Consider the following 16616-nt stretch of genomic DNA (forward strand, 5'->3'; position numbering starts at 1 on the left):
CGGAGCGCTGTTCCGCTTTGTCAACCGCGTCGGGATTCGAGGGGAGTGCGCGTGCCACCACGCAAGCGGGCAGACGCCGTGCGCAACGAGCAGACGCTGCTCGCGGCCGCGGCCGAGGTGTTCGTCAGGTCCGGCGTAGACGCCCCGATCCGCGAGATCGCGGCGGAGGCGGGCGTCGGCATGGGCACGATCTACCGCCACTTCCCCACCCGCGCGGACCTCGTCGTGGCGGTCTACCGGCACCAGGTCGAGGCGTGCGCTTCCGCCGGACCCTCGCTGTTGTCCACTTCGGACTCACCGTTTTCGGCTTTGCGGGCGTGGATCGACCTGTTCGTGGACTTCCTGGTGACCAAGCACGGGCTGGCCGGGGCGATGCAGTCGGACAGCAGCGGGTTCGAGGCGCTGCACGGGTACTTCCTCGACCGGCTCGGGCCGGTGTGCGAGTCGCTGCTGCGGGCCGCGGCCGAAGCCGGGGAGATCCGTGGAGATGTGCGGCCGTACGAGCTGATGCGCGGGATCGGGAACCTGTGCATCGGGCGCGACGACGACGAGCGTTACGACCCGCGGCGGCTGATCTCTTTGCTGCTGGACGGACTCCGGCTCTGAACAAGGGATTGCCCCCGGACGAGATGTCCGAGGGCAACCGGTAGTGGTGCAGCTAGTTCAGCGCCACCTTGAGAATCTTCGTGTTGCTGTTGCCGGCCGTGGAGTCCTTGTCACCATTGGACGTCGTCACCCACAACGACCCGTCCGGCGCCGGTTCCGGGGTGCGGAGCCGCCCGTACGTCCCCTGGAAGTGCGACGTCGTGGCGCCGACCGACGAGCCGTTGATCTGCATGCGGTACAGGCGTTCGCCGCGCAGCGCGGCGAGGAACAGCACGTCGTTCACGATCGCCAGGCCCGACGGGGACGCGGAGCCGACCGAGAAGGTCTTCTTCGGCGCCACGTAGCCGCCGCACGAGCCGCTGGTGCCCTCACAGGCCGGCCAGCCGTAGTTGCCGCCCTTCTGCAGCAGGTTGACCTCGTCCATGTTCGAGTTGCCGAGCTCTGCCTGCCACATGCGGCCCTGCGAGTCCACGGCGAGGCCCTGGACGTTGCGGTGGCCGTAGGTCCAGACGTAGCGCGCGTTGCCGCCCTCGCTGACGAACGGGTTGTCCGAAGGCGCTGAGCCGTCCGGGTTGAGGCGCAGCACCTTGCCGCCCAGGTTCTGCTTGTTCTGGGCGTTGTTGCCGTTCTGGCCGTCGCCGGTGCCCGCGTAGAGCTTGCCGTCGGCGCCGAAGCGCAGGCGGCCGCCGTTGTGGAACTTGTTGCGGGGGATGCCGGTCAGCAGCGTCTGCCAGCCGGTGAGGGTGTTGCCCTCGATCTTGGCGCGCACGATCCGGTTGTCCGAAGAGGACGTGTGGTAGACGTAGATCAGGCCGTCCGCGGAGAACGTCGGCGACAGTTCGATGCCGAGCAGGCCACCCTCGCCGTTGGTGCCGGACACACCCGGAACCTTGCCCAGCGTCGTTTTGGTGCCCGACGGCGTGATCCGCACGATGTCCTGCGCGTCGCGGCGCGAGTAGAGGCCGTCGCCGTTCGGCAGGAACGCGAGGCCCCACGGGACGTCGTTGTCGGCCGCGATCTGCGTGACGGCGCCGACCTGGTCGCCGCCGGAGCGGGTCTTGACGGTCACCGCGTTGGAGGCGGGCGAGACGTTGCCGACGGCGTCGAAGGCCTTGACCGTGAAGGTGTACTCGGTGTTCGCGGTGCGGCCGCCGATCGTCGCGGACGTGCCGGTCGCGTCACCGACCTTGGTGGCGCCGGTGTAGATCTCGTAGCGCGTCACGCCCACGTTGTCGGTGGCCGGGTCCCAGGCCAGCGAGACCGAGTTCGCCGTGGCGCCCGTCGAACGCAGGTTCTTCGGCGCGGTCGGCGGGATCGGGTCGTCCTGCGCGGGTGGTGTCTTGAACTCCGCGGTGTTGGACGCCTGCGACACGTTGCCCGCCGCGTCCCGCGCGTTGACGTAGAAGCCGTAGCTCACGTTCGGCTTGAGGCCGGTCATGACCGTCGTCAAAGTGTTGGCCGGCACCGTTTTCTGGAACTGGCCGAGGTTGTAGATGTCGTACGAGGTGACCGCGACGTTGTCGGCCGCGGCCTTCCACGTCAGCTTCGCCGAGTCGGACTTGATCTCCGACGCCACGAGGTCGGACGGCGGTGACGGCGGCTCCACGTCGGCGGGGCCGGAGTTGCCGAAGACCTGGAACTCCTGCAACGAATAGCCGTACGACGTGCCGGTGCGGCAACGGGTCGTGCCGTACATCCGGACGTACCGCCCGCGGCCGGTGACCGTGAGGTCCTCCACGCCGCCCTTGCCGTCGGCGGTGCTGTGGATCGACGTCCACGTCGAGTCGTTCTCCGAGGTCTCGACGCGGTAGGCCTTGGCGCAGGAGAGATCCCACTGCAACCGGACGCGGCTGATGTTCGCGGACGCGCCGAGGTCGACGCGGACCCAGGCCGGGTCGGTGTTCGACTTGCTGGCCCAGCGGGTGCCCGCGTTGCCGTCGAAGGCGTTGGCCGGGGCGTAGTTCGCGCCGCCGGACGCCGACTCGGTCGCGGGTTTGCCTTGGGACAGCAGGACATCCGCGGCGGCTGCCTGAGGCGCAGCGGAAACGAGCGAGGTCACCGCCACTGCGAGCGCAGTGGCCAGGATGCCGGTCTTGCCCGGCAACCGCCGTGAACGGGGTGCCACAGGAGCCTCCCACTTTCGTAAGGGAACGGGTCGGGCGGCGGCATTGCGTTCGGCACGGCGGCGGGTGTACGAGTGTTACAGAAAAACCGTAAACGTTTTCGAGCGCCAGGTCCAGAGTCAGTTAGGGAGCCCGAGATGCGCTGGACAAGGAAGTTACGGCTCGTCGTCCCCGCCCTGCTGGTCGTCACCGCGTGCGGTGCGCCGGAGATGCCGCAGACGCAGAACGCACCCGCCACAGTCCCGGACAAGCCGGCGAAACCGGTCGAGCTCAACGTGCTCGACGTCGCCGGCAACCTGCAGCTCACCCAAGGCATGATCGACGAGTTCGTGAAGGCGAACCCCGACTTCGTCAGCAAGGTCAACTACACCAAGGCGACCGCGCCGGACATGCCGGGCAAGCTCAAGGCCGAGCAGAACTCCGGCACCTCCCAGACCCACCTCGTGCTCACCGGTACCGACGGATTGTCGTCCGTCGTCGAGCAGAAGCTCGTCTACGAACTGCTCCCCGGATTTTCGGCGAAGCTGCCCGACCTCGAGAAGACCTACCTGCCGCCCGCCTGGGAGATGCAGAAACTCGCGCAGGGCCAGGGTGTCGCCGTCACCTACTACCCCGCCGGCCCACTGCTCGAGTACGACCCGGCCAAGGTCCCCACGCCCCCGTCGTCCCCCGCCGAACTGCTGGAGTGGGCCAAGGCGCACCCCGGCAAGTTCCAGTACGCACGGCCGGCGAACTCCGGTCCCGGCAGGACGTTCCTGATGGGACTGCCGTACCTGCTCGGCGACTCCGACCCCAAGGACCCGGAGAAGGGCTGGGACAAGACCTGGGCGTACCTCAAGGATCTCGGCCAGTACGTGGACAGCTACCCCGGCGGCACGACCGACGTCATGAAGAACCTCGCGAACGGCACGTCGTGGATGGTCGCCTCCACCACCGGCTGGGACATCAACCCGCGCGTGCTCGGCTCGGTGCCGGAGGGCATGAAGATCGCGACGTTCAAGGGTTTCCACTGGGTCACCGACGCGCACTACGCCGTGGTGCCCAAGGGTGTCTCGCAGGACGTGCTGTCGGCGAACCTGGCTCTGATCAAGTTCATGCTGGACCCCAAGCAGCAGGCGAAGGCGTACGACAAGGGGTACTTCTACCCCGGCCCGGCGGTCAAGGACGTCACGCTCGACATGGCACCGCAGGAGTCGAAGGACGCGATCGCGAAGTTCGGGCGAGCCGAGTACGACAAGCTGATCGCCGACAACCCTAAGGAGACCTCGCTCCCAGCCGCGCAGCAGGTCAAGGCGTTCCAGCGGTGGGACCGAGAGATCGGGAAGAAGTAGTGGCGGGGCAACGCTTCGCGGAGCTGCACCTCGACCGCGTGCAGCGCGCGTTCGGCGACACCGTTGCCCTCAAGGGCATGGACCTGACGATCAAGGGCGGCGAGTTCGTCGCCCTGCTCGGCCCGTCCGGCTGCGGGAAGTCGACCGCGCTCAACTGCCTCGCGGGCCTGCTGCCGTTGACCGGCGGGCGGATCACGCTGGACGGCAAGCGCATCGACGACCTGCCGCCCGAGAAGCGCGGGTTCGGCATGGTGTTCCAGAACTACGCGTTGTTCCCGCACATGTCGGTGCGGCGCAACATCGGGTTCGGCCTGTCCATGCGCAAGACGCCGAAGCAGGAGCTCGCCCGGCGGGTGGACGAGGCCGTCCGGCTGGTCCAGCTGGAGGAGCACCAGCACAAGTTCCCCGCCCAGCTCTCCGGCGGCCAGCAGCAACGGGTGGCGATCGCGCGCGCCATCGTGCTCGAACCACCGCTGGTGCTGATGGACGAGCCACTGTCCAATCTGGACGCTGCCCTGCGCCTGGAGATGCGCACGGAGATCCGCAGACTGCACCAGTCGCTCGGGCTCACCACGGTCTACGTGACGCACGACCAGGAGGAGGCACTGGCACTCGCCGACCGGCTCGTGGTGCTGCGGCTGGGCGAGGTGCAGCAGGTCGGTTCACCGGAGGAGGTCTACGCGCACCCCGTCAACCGGTACGTGGCGGGGTTCATGGGCTACCGCAACATGATCCCGGTGACGGTGACGGCGCAGGACGACGAGCACGCGACCGTGCGGGCTGACGGCGTCGAACTCGTTGGTGTCAAACGGGAAGAACTCGGGGCGCAGGCCGTGGCGGCGGTGCGGCCGGAGGACTTCACGGTTGTCGCGGAGGTCGGCGCCAACACGCTCGAAGCGGTCGTCGAGATCGTCGAGTACCACGGCCGCGAGCAGGCGGTCGAGGCACGGCTGGGAGACGGCTCGCAGCTGCACGTCCGCACCACCTCGCGGCTGGCTCCCGGCGACGCCATCAGGTTGAGGGTGCCGGTCGAACGTGTGCTGGTGTTCGCATGACGACGGTCGTGGAGCGTGCGTCGCTCAAGCACCGGCTCGCCGAGAAGGGCGTCGACCGGGTGCTGTGGCTGCTCGTGCCGGGCGCGGTGTTCGTGGTGCTGCTGTTCGTCTACCCGTTCCTGTACGGGCTGCAACTCTCGTTCCAGCCGAAGGGCGGCGGCAGCCCGTTCCAGAACTACGTCACGTTCTTCTCCGACGACTACCTCGCCGAGACCGTCTGGATCACGCTGCGGCTCGGGTTGCCGGCCGCGTTGTTCAACGTGCTGGCGTCCATCCCGATCGCGTTCCGGATGCGCGGCCGGTTCCGGGGCAAGCGGGCGCTCACGACCCTGCTGGTCGTCCCGATCACGCTCGGCACCGTGCTGACGGCCGAAGGGCTGCTCGCGTTCTTCGGGCCCACGGGGTGGTTCAACCGCATCTGGATCGCACTGGGCGCGGACGAACCGGCGAAGCTCACGCACAACTACTGGGGCGTGCTGTTCAGCCTGATCATCACCGGGTTCCCGTTCGCGTTCCTGCTGACGCTGTCGTACCTGTCCGGCATCGACCCGACGCTGGAACAGGCGGCCGCGACGCTGGGAGCGTCGAAACGGCAACGGTTCCGGACCATCACGATGCCGTTGCTGGCACCCGGTCTCGCCGTCACGTTCTGCCTCTCGTTCGTGCTCGCGTTCTCGGTGTTCCCGTCGGCGGTGATGGTCGGCAACCCGGCGGGCGAGACGCACGTGATGTCGATCGCCGCGTACGAGACGGCTTTGCGGGACAACGACTTCGCGCTGGGCTCGGCGATCGCGATGCTGATGGCACTGGTGATGCTGGTCGTGATCGGCGTGGTGCTGATCTGGCGCACGACCCTGTACCGCGGCGCGACGGGAGGCAAGGGATGAAGGCACGTCCGGTCACGTGGCTGACCTGGGGCGCTCTGGCGTTCTTCATGCTGAACCTCGCCGGGATCGTCGGCGCCGTCGTCACGAACTCGTTCGCCGAGTCGTGGTTCGGCACCTGGCTGCCGAACGGGTACACGGGCAAGTGGTACGGCGAGGCGTGGCGCGACTACCGGCTGCTGGACGTGCTGGTGGTGACGTTCCAGGTCGCGATCGCGGTCGTCGTCATCTCCGTCCTGATCGGAGTCCCGACGGCCTACGCCCTGGCGCGCCGCACGTTCCCCGGCAAGAAGCTGCTCAACGTGCTGTTCCTGCTGCCGATCCTGATGCCGCCGATGACGTACGGCATCCCGCTCGCGACGGTGCTGTACAAGTTCCACCTGGCGGGCAGCATGGCGGGCGTGATCGCGGCGAACCTCGTGCCCGCGGTGCCGTTCGTCGTGCTGACGATGACGCCGTTCATCGAGCAGATCGATACGAAGATCGAGTCGGCGGCACGCATGTGCGGCGCGAACACCTTCGCCATCTTCACGCGTGTGCTGGCCCCTTTGCTGGTGCCCGGCATCCTCGCGGCGTCGATCCTGGTGCTCGTGCGGACGGTGGGCATGTTCGAGCTGACGTTCCTCACCGCGGGCCCGACCAGCCAGACCCTGGTCGTGTCGCTGTACGAGGCGATGTCGTCGGCGGGCATCCGGCCACAACAGATGGTCGACTCGATGGCGGTGATCTACACAGGATCGATGCTCGTGCTGCTCGTGATCGCACTGCGGTTCGTGAACCCGACACAGCTCGTGACCAGACTCAAGGATCCTTCCTGACGCCTGACCCGTCATGATTGTTTCAACCGGCACGAGGGTGAGGTACAAGTGGCAGTCACCATCCGCGACGTGGCACGCAGGGCGCACGTATCGGTCGCCACCGTTTCGCGTGCGCTGACATCCCCCGAGCTGGTCCGTCCGGAGACCAGGTCACGGGTGCTGGCCGCCGCGACGGAGCTCGGCTACCAGCCCAACAGGGCGGCTCGGGGGCTGATCACGGGCAAGACCGGCAACATCGGCATCGTCGTGCCCGACCTCGACAACCCGTTCTTCACGGGCGTGCTCAAGGCCGTGCAGGCGCGGGCGATGCAGGCCGACTACGCGGTGTTCGTGGCGGACAGCGACGAGGACCCGGTCACCGAGGCCAAGCTCGTGCACGCGATGGCCAAACAGGTCGACGGCGTGGTGCTGTGCGCGCCGGGTCTGGAGGACTCGCAGATCTACGAGGTGGCGGGCGCGACGTCGCTGGTGCTGCTGAACCGGCGCCTGCCCGGCGTGCCCGCCGCGTTGATGGACTCGGCGGGTGGGATGCACGCCGTCATCGACCACCTCGTCGCATTGGGACACCGGCGGATCGCTTATCTCAACGGCCCTCGCACGTCCTGGTCCAACCAGGAGCGTCGCCGCGGGCTCCTGTCGGCCGTCGCCCAGCACGACGTGGACCTGGTGGACCTCGGCCCGTTCGCGCCGCGCTACGAGGGCGGACTGCAGGCGGCTGATCTCGCCGTGGCGGCCGACACGACGGCGATCGTGGCCTACAACGACATCATGGCGCTCGGCGTGCTGGCGCGGCTGCGGGACCGCGGCATCACGGTGCCCGGTGACGTGTCGGTGACGGGTTTCGACGACCTCACGTACGCGGCGCTGTGCTCGCCCGCGCTGACGACGGTGGCGATGCCGGTGGCGCAGGCGGGGCGGACGGCGGTGAACCTGTTGCTCGACTGGCTGGACTCCGACAACACGGAGGTGCCGCAGATCGTGGCGGAGACGCAACTCATCGTGCGCGGAACCACGACACCACCACGGCGGTAGATACAAGGCGGCCCCGGCAAGGCGTCTGGGGGGAGTACGCCGTGAGCCGGGGCCGCGAAAGCGGCTGGGCCCGAGGGGGGAGGGGGCCAAGCGCCGCTGGTGCCCCACTCTGCCCTGAGCGGAGAGAAACCGCCAGGGTGGATGTACCTGTTTTTGGATTTCTCGTACGTACGGGTTACTCGTAGAGCCCTTCGTACAACCCAGAGTGAAGGCGGTGCACCACGTTGCGCTTGACCTTCAACGTCGGGGTGAGCTCACCTTCCTCCTGGGACAGATCGCGGGTGAGCAGCACGAACTTCTTCACCTGCGACACGCTCGCGAAGTGCGAGTTCGCCTCGTCGACGACTTCCTGCACCAGCGCTCGCACTTCCGGGTGACCCACCAATGATTCGACGTCGGTCGGCAAGCCCTTCGCCGACGCCCACGGCACGATCTCGTCCGCGTCGAGTGTGATCAGAGCCACACAGTAGGGTTTGCGGTCCCCGTACAGGACGGCGTGCGAGATCCACCGGGACTGGCGCAGGACGTTCTCCACGTTCGCCGGCGCGATGTTCTTGCCGCCCGCGGTGATGATGATGTCCTTCTTGCGCCCCGTGATCGTGACGAAACCGTCCGCGTCGATCTCGCCGAGGTCGCCGGTGTGCAGCCAGCCGTCCTGGATCGTGGCAGCCGTCGCCTCGTCGTTGCGCCAGTAGCCCGCGAAGACGTGCGGGCCGCGCATCAGCAGTTCGCCGTCCTCCCCCACGCTCATCTCGAGGCCCGCCACGCCGGACGCGCCGACCGAGCCGAGCTTGAAACGATCCAACGTGTTGATGGTGCCGACAGCGGTGGACTCCGTCATGCCGTAGCCCTCCAGCACCGGCACACCGGCCGCGTGGAAGAACTGCAGCACCTCGCGGGAGATCGGCGCGGCACCCGACAGCGCCTGCACGAGCCGGCCTCCGAACACCCCGCGCACCTTGGCGAACAGGGCGTCGACCTGCTCGAACGCCGCCGCCATCTCCGGCGGCACCGGCTCACCGGCCGCACGCCTGCGCCGCACCTCCAGGCCCAGCGTCACCGCCTGCGCGAGCTGCTCGGCGGGCACGGCGGAGGTGACGAACGTGTAGATCTTCTCGAAGATCCGGGGCACGGAAGGCAGGAAGGTCGGCTTCACCTCGGCGAGCTCCGGCACGATCTGCGCCATGTCGCCGCCGAAGTACGCCAGCGCGCCGCCGCGGTACATGGTGCCGAACATGATGATCTGCGCGAAGACGTGCGCCAGCGGCAGGAACAGGTAGACCGTGCCGGTCATCGCGTCGATGCGGGCTTTCTCCGCGACCCGGCACAACGCGACCCAGTTCGCGTTGGTCAGCACGCAGCCCTTGGGCGGGCCGGTGGTGCCCGACGTGTAGATGATCAGGCTCGGGTCCTCCGGCCTGATCGCGGCACGGCGGACGTCGAGCTCGTCGGCCAGCGGCGAGGTGCGGCCGGTGTCCTGCAGCTCGGCCAGCGTCGGGCGGTCACCGGCGGGCTCGATCGTGAAAATCGTTCGGAGCTCAGGGAGTTCGGCGCGCACCGACTCGACCTTGACGCACTGGGCCTCGGTCTCGGCCACCACGATCGACGCGCCGGAGTCGCCGACCACCCAGGCGATCTCCTCCGGCGCGCTCGACGGGTAGATCGGCACGACGATGCCGCCCGCCGCGAGCACGGCCAGCTCGACCGCCGTCCACTCGGGACGGGTGTTCGCGAGCACGCAGACCCGGTCGCCCGCCTTCAGTCCGGCGTGGACGAACCCGGACGCGAGGTCCAGCACCAGCTCGGAGACCTCGGCGTAGGTGTGCTCGGCCCACACCCCGTCCTGCTTGAACCGCCACGCCACCGCGTCCCCGTACGCCTGCTCCGCGAGGAACGGCAGGTCGGCTATCCGGCGGACGGCTTGCACCGCGTTCGGGCTGGTGACTCCTGCGGTCATGGCGGCTCCTGCTCGTCGGGGGCGGAGGGATCCTTCAGGCGGGCACGACCTGCACGCGGGTGCCGTTGAGGACGGCGGTGCCCGAGAGCGGGTCGATGCGGAGGTCGTCGGTGAGGAGGTTGACGTTCACGCCGGCGTGCTCGCGCGCGACGGTCAACCGGGTCCCCGGTTGGTCGTGGCCCCAGCCGTGCGGCATCGAGACGACGCCGGGCGCGATGTCGGCGGTGACCTCGACCAGCACCTCGATCTTGCCGACGCGCGAGGTGACCTGGGCGGACCCGCCGTCGTGCAGGCCGAGGCGGCCGGCGTCACCGGGGTTCACGAGCAGCGTGCACAACGGCTTGCCCTTCACCAGCGCGGGCACGTTGTGCATCCAGGAGTTGTTGGTGCGCAGGTGCCTGCGGCCGACGAGCACCAGCTCGGTCTCGGGGCTGTGCAACGCGCTGAGCACGCGCGGGAGGTCGTCCACGATCGGCTGCGGGGTGAGCTCGATCTTCCCGGACGGCGTGCGCAGGATCTCCGGCAGGCGCGAGGTGAGCGGGCCGAGGTCGATGCCGTGCGGGTGGTCGAGCAGCTGCCGCAGCGAGACCCCGTACGCGCCGGTGCGGAGTTTCAGGTCCAGCAGGCGTTCCTCGCGCGTCTCGCCCTCGGGTTCGAAGTCGGCGCCGAGCTTCTGCTGGAGCCCCTTGAGCTGGAACGCGGCGATGGCGTCGAGGTCGGCGTCGGGCCCGAGCCCGCTGAAGATCGTCGCGAGCCGGAAGAAGATGTCGGTCTCGTCGACCCTGCCTTCCTCCAACGGGATCGCCGCGCGCGAGTACTTCACGACGTTGCGCACGGAGTTGTTGAGGAACGCGATGTCGTAGTGGTCGCGGCGGGACGGCGGCGGTGTCGGCAGGATGACGTCGGCGTGCCTGGTCGTCTCGTTGAGGTACGGGTCGACGCTGACCATGAAGTCCAACGAGGACAGTGCGTCGTTCACGCGGGCGGAGTTCGGCAGCGACAGCGCGGGGTTGCCGCCGATCGTGAACAGGGCCCTGACCTGCCCCTCGCCGGGTGTCTCGATCTCGTCGGCCATCGTGACGGCCGGGAACTCCCCCATCACCTCGGGGTGTCCCTTGACCCGGCTGTGCCAGCGCCCGATGCCGAACCCGTTGCCGCGACCGGAGCCGCGCCTGCTGTGCGCGGGCAGCGGCCACATCACGCCGCCGGGGCGGTCCAGGTTGCCGGTGAGGACGTTGAGGGTGTCCACGGCCCACGAGGCGACCGTGCCGAACTCAACCGTCGTCGTGCCGATGCGGCCGTAGACGGCGGCGCGGTCGGCGGCCGCGAGAGTGCGGGCGAGCTCGCGGATCGTCTCCGGCTCCACACCGGTCCTGGCGCTGACGGCGTCCGGGCCGAACGGCGCGACGTGCTCGCGGATCGCCAGGTGGTCGGTGACGTGTCCGGCGAGGTCCTTGAGGTCGACCAGGTCCTGCGCGAACAGCTCGTGGATCAACGCCAGCAGCAGGAACACGTCCGTGCCCGGCCGGATCACGACGTGCTGGTCGGCCGCCTGCGCGGTGCGGCTGCGGCGCGGGTCGACGACGACGAACCGGCCACCGCGCTTCCGCAGCTCCTTGAACCGGCCCGGCGCGTCCGGGACCGTCCACAGGCTGCCGTTGGACGAGAACGGGTCGGCGCCCAGCACCAGCATGAAGTCGGTGCGGTCGATGTCGGGCACCGGGATCGAGAAGATGCTGCCGAACATGTAGCCGCACTGGACGTGCTTGGGCATCTGGTCGACGGTGCTCGCGGTGAAGACGTTGCGGCTGCCCAGCGCCTTGCGCAGCGGGCCGGCGTAGAGGCCGCCGGCGAGCGAGTGGACGACCGGGTTGCCCAGGTACATGCCGACCGCGTTCCGGTCGGGGAAGTCCTTCAGGCGCTCGTCGATGTACGCGAACGCCTCGTCCCAGGAGGCCTCGTGGAACTCGCCGTCGCGCTTGATCAGCGGAGTGCTCAGCCGGTCGGGATCGGCGTCGAGCGTGCCCAGCGAGGCGCCCTTGGGGCAGATGAAGCCCCTGCTGAACTCGTCCTCGCGGTCGCCGCGCACCTTGGTGATGCGGTCGCCCTCGACCGTCAGCTCGAGCCCGCACGTCGCTTCGCAGAGCGGGCAGGTCGTGAATACGGTCCTCATGCGTCCCCTTATTCGGCTTGCTACTGCCTACTGGTCGTCTGCCATCGGGCGCAATCGCCCAGCCGAGGTCAACCCGAACAGCTCGCTGACCGCTCTCGCGATCATGTCCGGTCGTTCGAGGGTGTGCTCGAAGCGGAACCCGATGATCGCGCGCGACCCGCGGAGCAGACCGGTCAGCATGACGGATTCGTCCTGGTCAGCGCCGTAGCAGACGATCCGGCCGAACGGCGCGAGCGCGTCCAGGGAGTCCTTCAGGGTGCCTCCTGGATCGAGTACGACGTCGACCTGTTTGCCGTCGTTGGCCTCGATCAGGCGATCGGCGAGGCCGTCCGGATCGGAGTCCACGGCGACGTCGGCGCCGAGCCGGCACGCCCTGCGGCGGCGGGCCTGGCTGGAGCCGGTCGCGATGACCCGGCCGGCGGCGAAGCTCCGCGCGAGCTGGACCGCGATCGCGCCCGTTTCGCTCGTGGCGTCGTGCACGACGATCGACTCGTCCGGCCGGAGGTGCGCACACGTGCGGAGGAGGTGCCACGCCGTGGTGCCCGCTCTGGCCAGTGTCAGCGCTTCGTCGTCGGTGACACCAGCGGAGACCGGGAGGTGCAGACGGCCGGCGACCACCACTACGCGCCGTCCGCCTTCCTCCACCCGTATCTCGTCCACCACCGCGGCTGTGCGCATGGAGTCCATCTCACGGTTTGCGGTTCACGGGCTGTAGTGCGGCTTCCACAACAGCTAAGGATTCACCGTTTCGCGCGTACCTACCTACGGAGTGAGTCCAGGTGGGTACGCCCTGTCTCGAGGTCTGGCGGTCGCGTGTGCACAGGTGCAGCATGTGCCGGTGAACGCCGCATTGCGCACCACCATCACGATTCTCGCGGTTGCGGTCGCCTACTACGCGACCGCGAAGGTGGGATTGGTCCTGGCACTGGTCAACGACCAGGTCACTCCACTGTGGCTACCGACGGGAATCTCGGTCGCGGCGCTGCTGATGTCGGGCCGAAAAGTCTTGCCCGGCATCGCACTCGGTGCGTTGACCGCCAACATCGCGCTCGGCGCGGGGCCCGGTCCGACCCTGCTGATCACCATCGGCAACACCGCGGCTCCGCTGGCCGCCTGGTACCTGCTGACCCGGTTCGGTTTCCAGCCGCGGCTGGAGCGGTTGAAGGACGCGCTGCTGCTCGTCTTCGCGGGCGCGCTGGGCGCGATGCTGATCAGCGCGGTGATCGGCACGACGGCGTTGAGGCTCGGCGGCGTGATCACGTGGCACGAGGTGCCGTCGGTGGTGTCGGTGTGGTGGACCGGTGACGCGATGGGCGTGCTGGTGTTCACGCCGTTGCTGCTCACGCTTCCCCGGCACTGGCGGACCTCACCGCGCAGGCTCGTGGAGGGCGGCGTGCTGCTGATCGCCACCGCGATGCTCGCGGCGTTCGTGACGACGACCCAGTTGCGGCTGTTGTTCCTGGTGTTCCCGATGCTGATCTGGGCGGCGCTGCGGTTCCAGCACGCGATCGCCGCCCCGTGCGCCGCGCTCATCTCCGTGGCGGCGGTGATGTCGGCCGCCAGCGGGCACTTCGCCGCGAGCGACCTGCTGACCACGATGATCGTGCTGCAGGCGTTCAACGGGTCGGTGGCGCTGACCGGGCTGATCCTGAGCGCGATCACGAGCGAGCGCAACCAGGCCCGGCAGGCCATCGAGCGCGCGTGCGAGCAGCTGGCGGCGACCGTGACGCGGTACCAGGAAGAGGGTGTGCGGAAACGGCTCGGGCGCGTGGTGCCGCCGGGTTCACCGGCTTCTTAGCGCGGCTTGGCGTCCAGCACGCGGGCCAGCTCCAGTCTGGACGAGACGTGCAGCTTCGCGTAGATCCGCGACAGGTACACCTCGATGGTTCGCGGGCTGTAGTGCAGCGCGGCGGCGATGTCGCGGTTGCGCATGCCCTGCTGCACGAGCCGTGCCACGTTCTCCTCGGCCTCGGTGAGCAGTCCCGGCGCTTTCGACCGCGCCCGCGGCACCTTCGCGCCCAGCGCGCGCAGCCTGTTCCCCGCCTGGCGCCGCAGCCCGTGCGCGCCGAGTCGCTGGAACGCCGTGTAGGCCTCGACCAGCACCGGCACCTCGTCGTCGGAGATCTCGCCCAGGGCGAGCTGGGCGAGGGCCTTCTCGAACTCCAGCCCGCCCAGCGCGGCTTCGGAGACGGCTTCTTTGAGCACCTCCGGGTCGCGCCGCACCACGCCGCCGATGCGCCGGATCGTGGTCCGCGACCACGGCGACACCCTCGTGGAGGACACATCGGACAGCCGGTCGAGTGCTTTCTGGGCTTCGTGCGAACGTCCGCGCTCCAGGTCGAGCTCGATCATCCGTGCGACGAGCAGGCACGAATAGGCGCTCTCCAGCCGTGCGCCGACATTGGCCGCGAGCAACGCGTACGCCTCGTCGACTTCGCCGCGCGCGATCAGGTATTCGGCCAGAGTCACCGCGTGCAGGCGTGAGACGTTCACGGACTGCGGCGCGGGCAGGGAGGCCAGCCGGGCGGCCACGTCGAGCTCGCCGCGCCAGGTCCTGATCGACAGCTCGATCGTCTGGAGAACGCCGAGTGCCTGGTCGGCCTGCGCGGCCTCGACGTCGGGCAGCCACCGGCCGATGCCGTCCAGCGCGGTGTCCCACCGGCCGCCCAGCCAGTCCAGCGCGATCCGGGACGCGGCCCGCTCCGCCCGGAACCCGTGCGCGCCGACCTGGCCGGCCAGTTCCTCCGCCCTGCGGACGCGCCAGGACGCGTCGTGCACCAGACCGGCCAGCGCGGTGATCGAGGCGCACACCGACAGCGCCTGCAGCTCCAGCATCGGCTGGCCGTCGCTGCACGCGAGCGCCCTGTTCGCGTACTCGACGGTCCGGTCGTGCTGGAACAGCAGGGAGGTGAGCATCGCGAGGTGCTCGAAGACGATCACGCCCTCAGCCGGGGAAGTGAGCGGTAGTGCCTCAACGCGCGCTACTTCGGCCACCGCGTCTTCGTGGCGGTTGTTGTAGACGAGCAGCACGGCCCGTTGGGCTTGCAGTGACGCAGGCGCTCCACCGCGCGCAACTTCCTCGTCTGCCAGTTCGATGGCTTCTGCCGTACGTCCAACTGAGAACAACGACGACACCACGGCCGTGGCGACACGGGTGCGTTCCTGTCCCGGTTCGAGGGACTCAAGGGCGGCCAGGCCGGGGTCGATCGCGGACGCCGGACGTGAGGCGCGGGCGAGCACCCGGCACTGCAGCGCGAGCAGCTCGGCACGTTCGGGAGCGTTGCGCGGCAACAACTGCAGGGCGCGGGCACACAGGGCGGCGGCGGTTTCGGGAGCGGAGGCGCGGGCCTGCGCGGCGGCCTCGGCGAGGACGGAGACGGCCGCGCGATCGCCCGGTGCGGCGGACTCGGCGAGGTGCCAGGCGAGTTGGAGGAGGTCCACGGGCAGGCCCTGGGTGCGATCGTCCAGCAACCGCGCGGAGATCAGCGAGTGCAGGTGACGACGCTGGGCGGGACCGACCTCGTGGTAGAGCGCCTCGCCGACCAGTGCGTGGGAGAAGCGATAGCCGCGGTCGTCGTCGTGCACCACGATGTGCGCGCGCAGCAGTTCGTCGAACGCGGCTACAACGGTCTCTTCGGGCAGTGAAGCAACACGAGCGAGGAGAGAGATCTGGTCCAGCCGGACTCTCCGGAACACCGCGACAGCGCGCGCTACGAGCCGTGTGTCGTTCTCCAGCGGTGCGACGCGTCGGAGGAGAGCCTCGCGCCGAGTCAGCCGGATCGCGTCCGGTGACACGGCGAGACGGGCACGGTTGCCGTCGAGGGTCACCAGATCGAGCTCTCTGAGCGACCGCGCGATCTCCGTGACGAAGAAGGGGTTGCCGTCGGACCGTTGCCGGACTTCGCGCGCGAGTCCTTCGTCAACGGGAGTCTGGAGGACGGCCTCGACGATGCGGGTGACGTCGGAGCCCGACAGCGGGGCCAGGTCGATGCGGACGACCTCCGCGTGCTGCTCGACGCGGTCCAGCAGGCTCTCCGCACCGGGTTCGCTGGTGTGCGAACGGCTCGTGGTGATCAGCACGAGAGGCGCGGCCGACACGCGGCGCAGCACGAGGGTGAGCAGGGCCAGGGAGTCGTCGTCGACGTGGTCGAGGTCGTCGATCAGCAACGCCGCGGGGCGCGTCGCCGTGAGTTCGGTGAGCAGCCGCACGACCCGGTCGCAGGCGCGGCCGAACCACGCCCCGGAGTCCTCGGTCACCGAGATCTCGAGCGCCGCCAACGTCTCGGCGCGGGTCTTGTCCGGCGGGAGCGACCTGATCAACGCGACCACCGCGCCGTACGGGATGCGCTTGCCGAGCACGTCCGAAGCCGAGGCCAGCACCCCGACGTGGCGTTCCCTGAGCCGTCGCGCGATCTCCGCGAGCAGCGACGTCTTGCCGATCCCCGGCTCACCGGTCACCTGGACGACGACGAGCCCGGTCGCGGGCGCGTGGTCGGCGCAGTCGAGCACGGCGCGCAGTTCCGGTTCCCTGCCCACGAGGGCGGAGCGGGTGTCGACGATGACGGCCTCCCGGCGGACTTTCCACTGAGTCTTCCACGCGGGTGACGCGGCGCGGCAAGGTCCGGTTTCCGTACCGG

The 16616-nt window shown here is 69.1% G+C and carries 12 protein-coding genes; 7 read left to right on the forward strand and 5 right to left on the reverse strand.

The features are described from left to right. Positions 1–51: 51 nt before the first annotated feature. Positions 52–606 carry a TetR/AcrR family transcriptional regulator gene (locus tag AOM45_RS38300; RefSeq protein WP_201780154.1) on the forward strand — a complete coding sequence of 185 codons (555 nt, stop codon included), beginning with the start codon at positions 52–54 and terminating at the stop codon, positions 604–606. A gap of 52 nt (positions 607–658) precedes the next feature. Here AOM45_RS38300 and AOM45_RS38305 read toward each other — a convergent pair whose 3' ends face one another. Further along, on the reverse strand, positions 659–2731 hold the full coding sequence (locus AOM45_RS38305; protein ID WP_236703981.1) for a PQQ-dependent sugar dehydrogenase: 2073 nt from the start codon (positions 2729–2731) through the stop codon (positions 659–661). A gap of 135 nt (positions 2732–2866) precedes the next feature. Between AOM45_RS38305 and AOM45_RS38310 the strand changes: the two genes are divergently transcribed. From AOM45_RS38310 to AOM45_RS38330, 5 genes are read left to right on the forward strand one after another with little or no spacing between them, the layout of a single operon-like run. After that, positions 2867–4060 carry an extracellular solute-binding protein gene (locus tag AOM45_RS38310; RefSeq protein WP_030468922.1) on the forward strand — a complete coding sequence of 398 codons (1194 nt, stop codon included), beginning with the start codon at positions 2867–2869 and terminating at the stop codon, positions 4058–4060. Further along, on the forward strand, positions 4060–5115 hold the full coding sequence (locus AOM45_RS38315; protein WP_030468921.1) for an ABC transporter ATP-binding protein: 1056 nt from the start codon (positions 4060–4062) through the stop codon (positions 5113–5115). Before AOM45_RS38310 ends, AOM45_RS38315 begins: the two co-directional genes overlap by 1 nt. Further along, entirely contained in the window at positions 5112–6002 is an 891-nt protein-coding gene (locus AOM45_RS38320) for an ABC transporter permease (protein ID WP_030468920.1), read from the forward strand. The genes AOM45_RS38315 and AOM45_RS38320 overlap by 4 nt, the downstream gene beginning before the upstream one ends. Further along, entirely contained in the window at positions 5999–6817 is an 819-nt protein-coding gene (locus tag AOM45_RS38325; RefSeq protein WP_035910945.1) for an ABC transporter permease, read from the forward strand. Before AOM45_RS38320 ends, AOM45_RS38325 begins: the two co-directional genes overlap by 4 nt. 48 nt (positions 6818–6865) lie before the next feature. Further along, positions 6866–7849, forward strand: coding sequence for a LacI family DNA-binding transcriptional regulator (locus AOM45_RS38330; RefSeq protein WP_030468919.1), 984 nt, complete (start codon positions 6866–6868; stop codon positions 7847–7849). 175 nt (positions 7850–8024) lie between these two features. Here the strand turns inward: AOM45_RS38330 and AOM45_RS38335 are convergent, their stop codons facing one another. From AOM45_RS38335 to AOM45_RS38345, 3 genes are read right to left on the reverse strand one after another with little or no spacing between them, the layout of a single operon-like run. Further along, the gene (locus tag AOM45_RS38335; RefSeq protein WP_030468918.1) at positions 8025–9806 is read right to left on the reverse strand and encodes an AMP-dependent synthetase/ligase; all 1782 of its coding nucleotides are present in this window, start codon (positions 9804–9806) and stop codon (positions 8025–8027) included. Positions 9807–9840: 34 nt separating this feature from the next. Continuing rightward, positions 9841–11979 carry a molybdopterin oxidoreductase family protein gene (locus AOM45_RS38340; RefSeq protein ID WP_030468917.1) on the reverse strand — a complete coding sequence of 713 codons (2139 nt, stop codon included), beginning with the start codon at positions 11977–11979 and terminating at the stop codon, positions 9841–9843. A 27-nt stretch (positions 11980–12006) separates the two neighbouring features. Continuing rightward, on the reverse strand, positions 12007–12657 hold the full coding sequence (locus AOM45_RS38345) for a quinone oxidoreductase family protein (RefSeq protein ID WP_162185680.1): 651 nt from the start codon (positions 12655–12657) through the stop codon (positions 12007–12009). A 160-nt stretch (positions 12658–12817) separates the two neighbouring features. On the opposite strand from AOM45_RS38345, the gene AOM45_RS38350 reads away from it, so the two are divergent. After that, positions 12818–13777, forward strand: a complete 960-nt coding sequence (locus AOM45_RS38350; protein WP_201780155.1) for an MASE1 domain-containing protein — start codon at positions 12818–12820, stop codon at positions 13775–13777. Here AOM45_RS38350 and AOM45_RS38355 read toward each other — a convergent pair. After that, the gene (locus AOM45_RS38355) at positions 13774–16515 is read right to left on the reverse strand and encodes a helix-turn-helix transcriptional regulator (protein WP_030468914.1); all 2742 of its coding nucleotides are present in this window, start codon (positions 16513–16515) and stop codon (positions 13774–13776) included. The genes AOM45_RS38350 and AOM45_RS38355 overlap by 4 nt on opposite strands. Positions 16516–16616: the final 101 nt, after the last annotated feature.

The organism is Lentzea aerocolonigenes, assembly GCF_000974445.1.
Classification (GTDB): domain Bacteria; phylum Actinomycetota; class Actinomycetes; order Mycobacteriales; family Pseudonocardiaceae; genus Lentzea; species Lentzea aerocolonigenes.

What these genes read in the sequence shown, in the direction of transcription:
- AOM45_RS38310 (WP_030468922.1), top strand. Translation starts at nt 2,867, where the DNA reads ATGCGCTGGACAAGGAAGTTACGGCTCGTCGTCCCCGCCCTGCTGGTC.
- AOM45_RS38320 (WP_030468920.1), top strand. Translation starts at nt 5,112, where the DNA reads ATGACGACGGTCGTGGAGCGTGCGTCGCTCAAGCACCGGCTCGCCGAG.
- AOM45_RS38325 (WP_035910945.1), top strand. Translation starts at nt 5,999, where the DNA reads ATGAAGGCACGTCCGGTCACGTGGCTGACCTGGGGCGCTCTGGCGTTC.
- AOM45_RS38335 (WP_030468918.1), bottom strand. Translation starts at nt 9,806, where the DNA reads ATGACCGCAGGAGTCACCAGCCCGAACGCGGTGCAAGCCGTCCGCCGG.
- AOM45_RS38340 (WP_030468917.1), bottom strand. Translation starts at nt 11,979, where the DNA reads ATGAGGACCGTATTCACGACCTGCCCGCTCTGCGAAGCGACGTGCGGG.
- AOM45_RS38345 (WP_162185680.1), bottom strand. Translation starts at nt 12,657, where the DNA reads ATGCGCACAGCCGCGGTGGTGGACGAGATACGGGTGGAGGAAGGCGGA.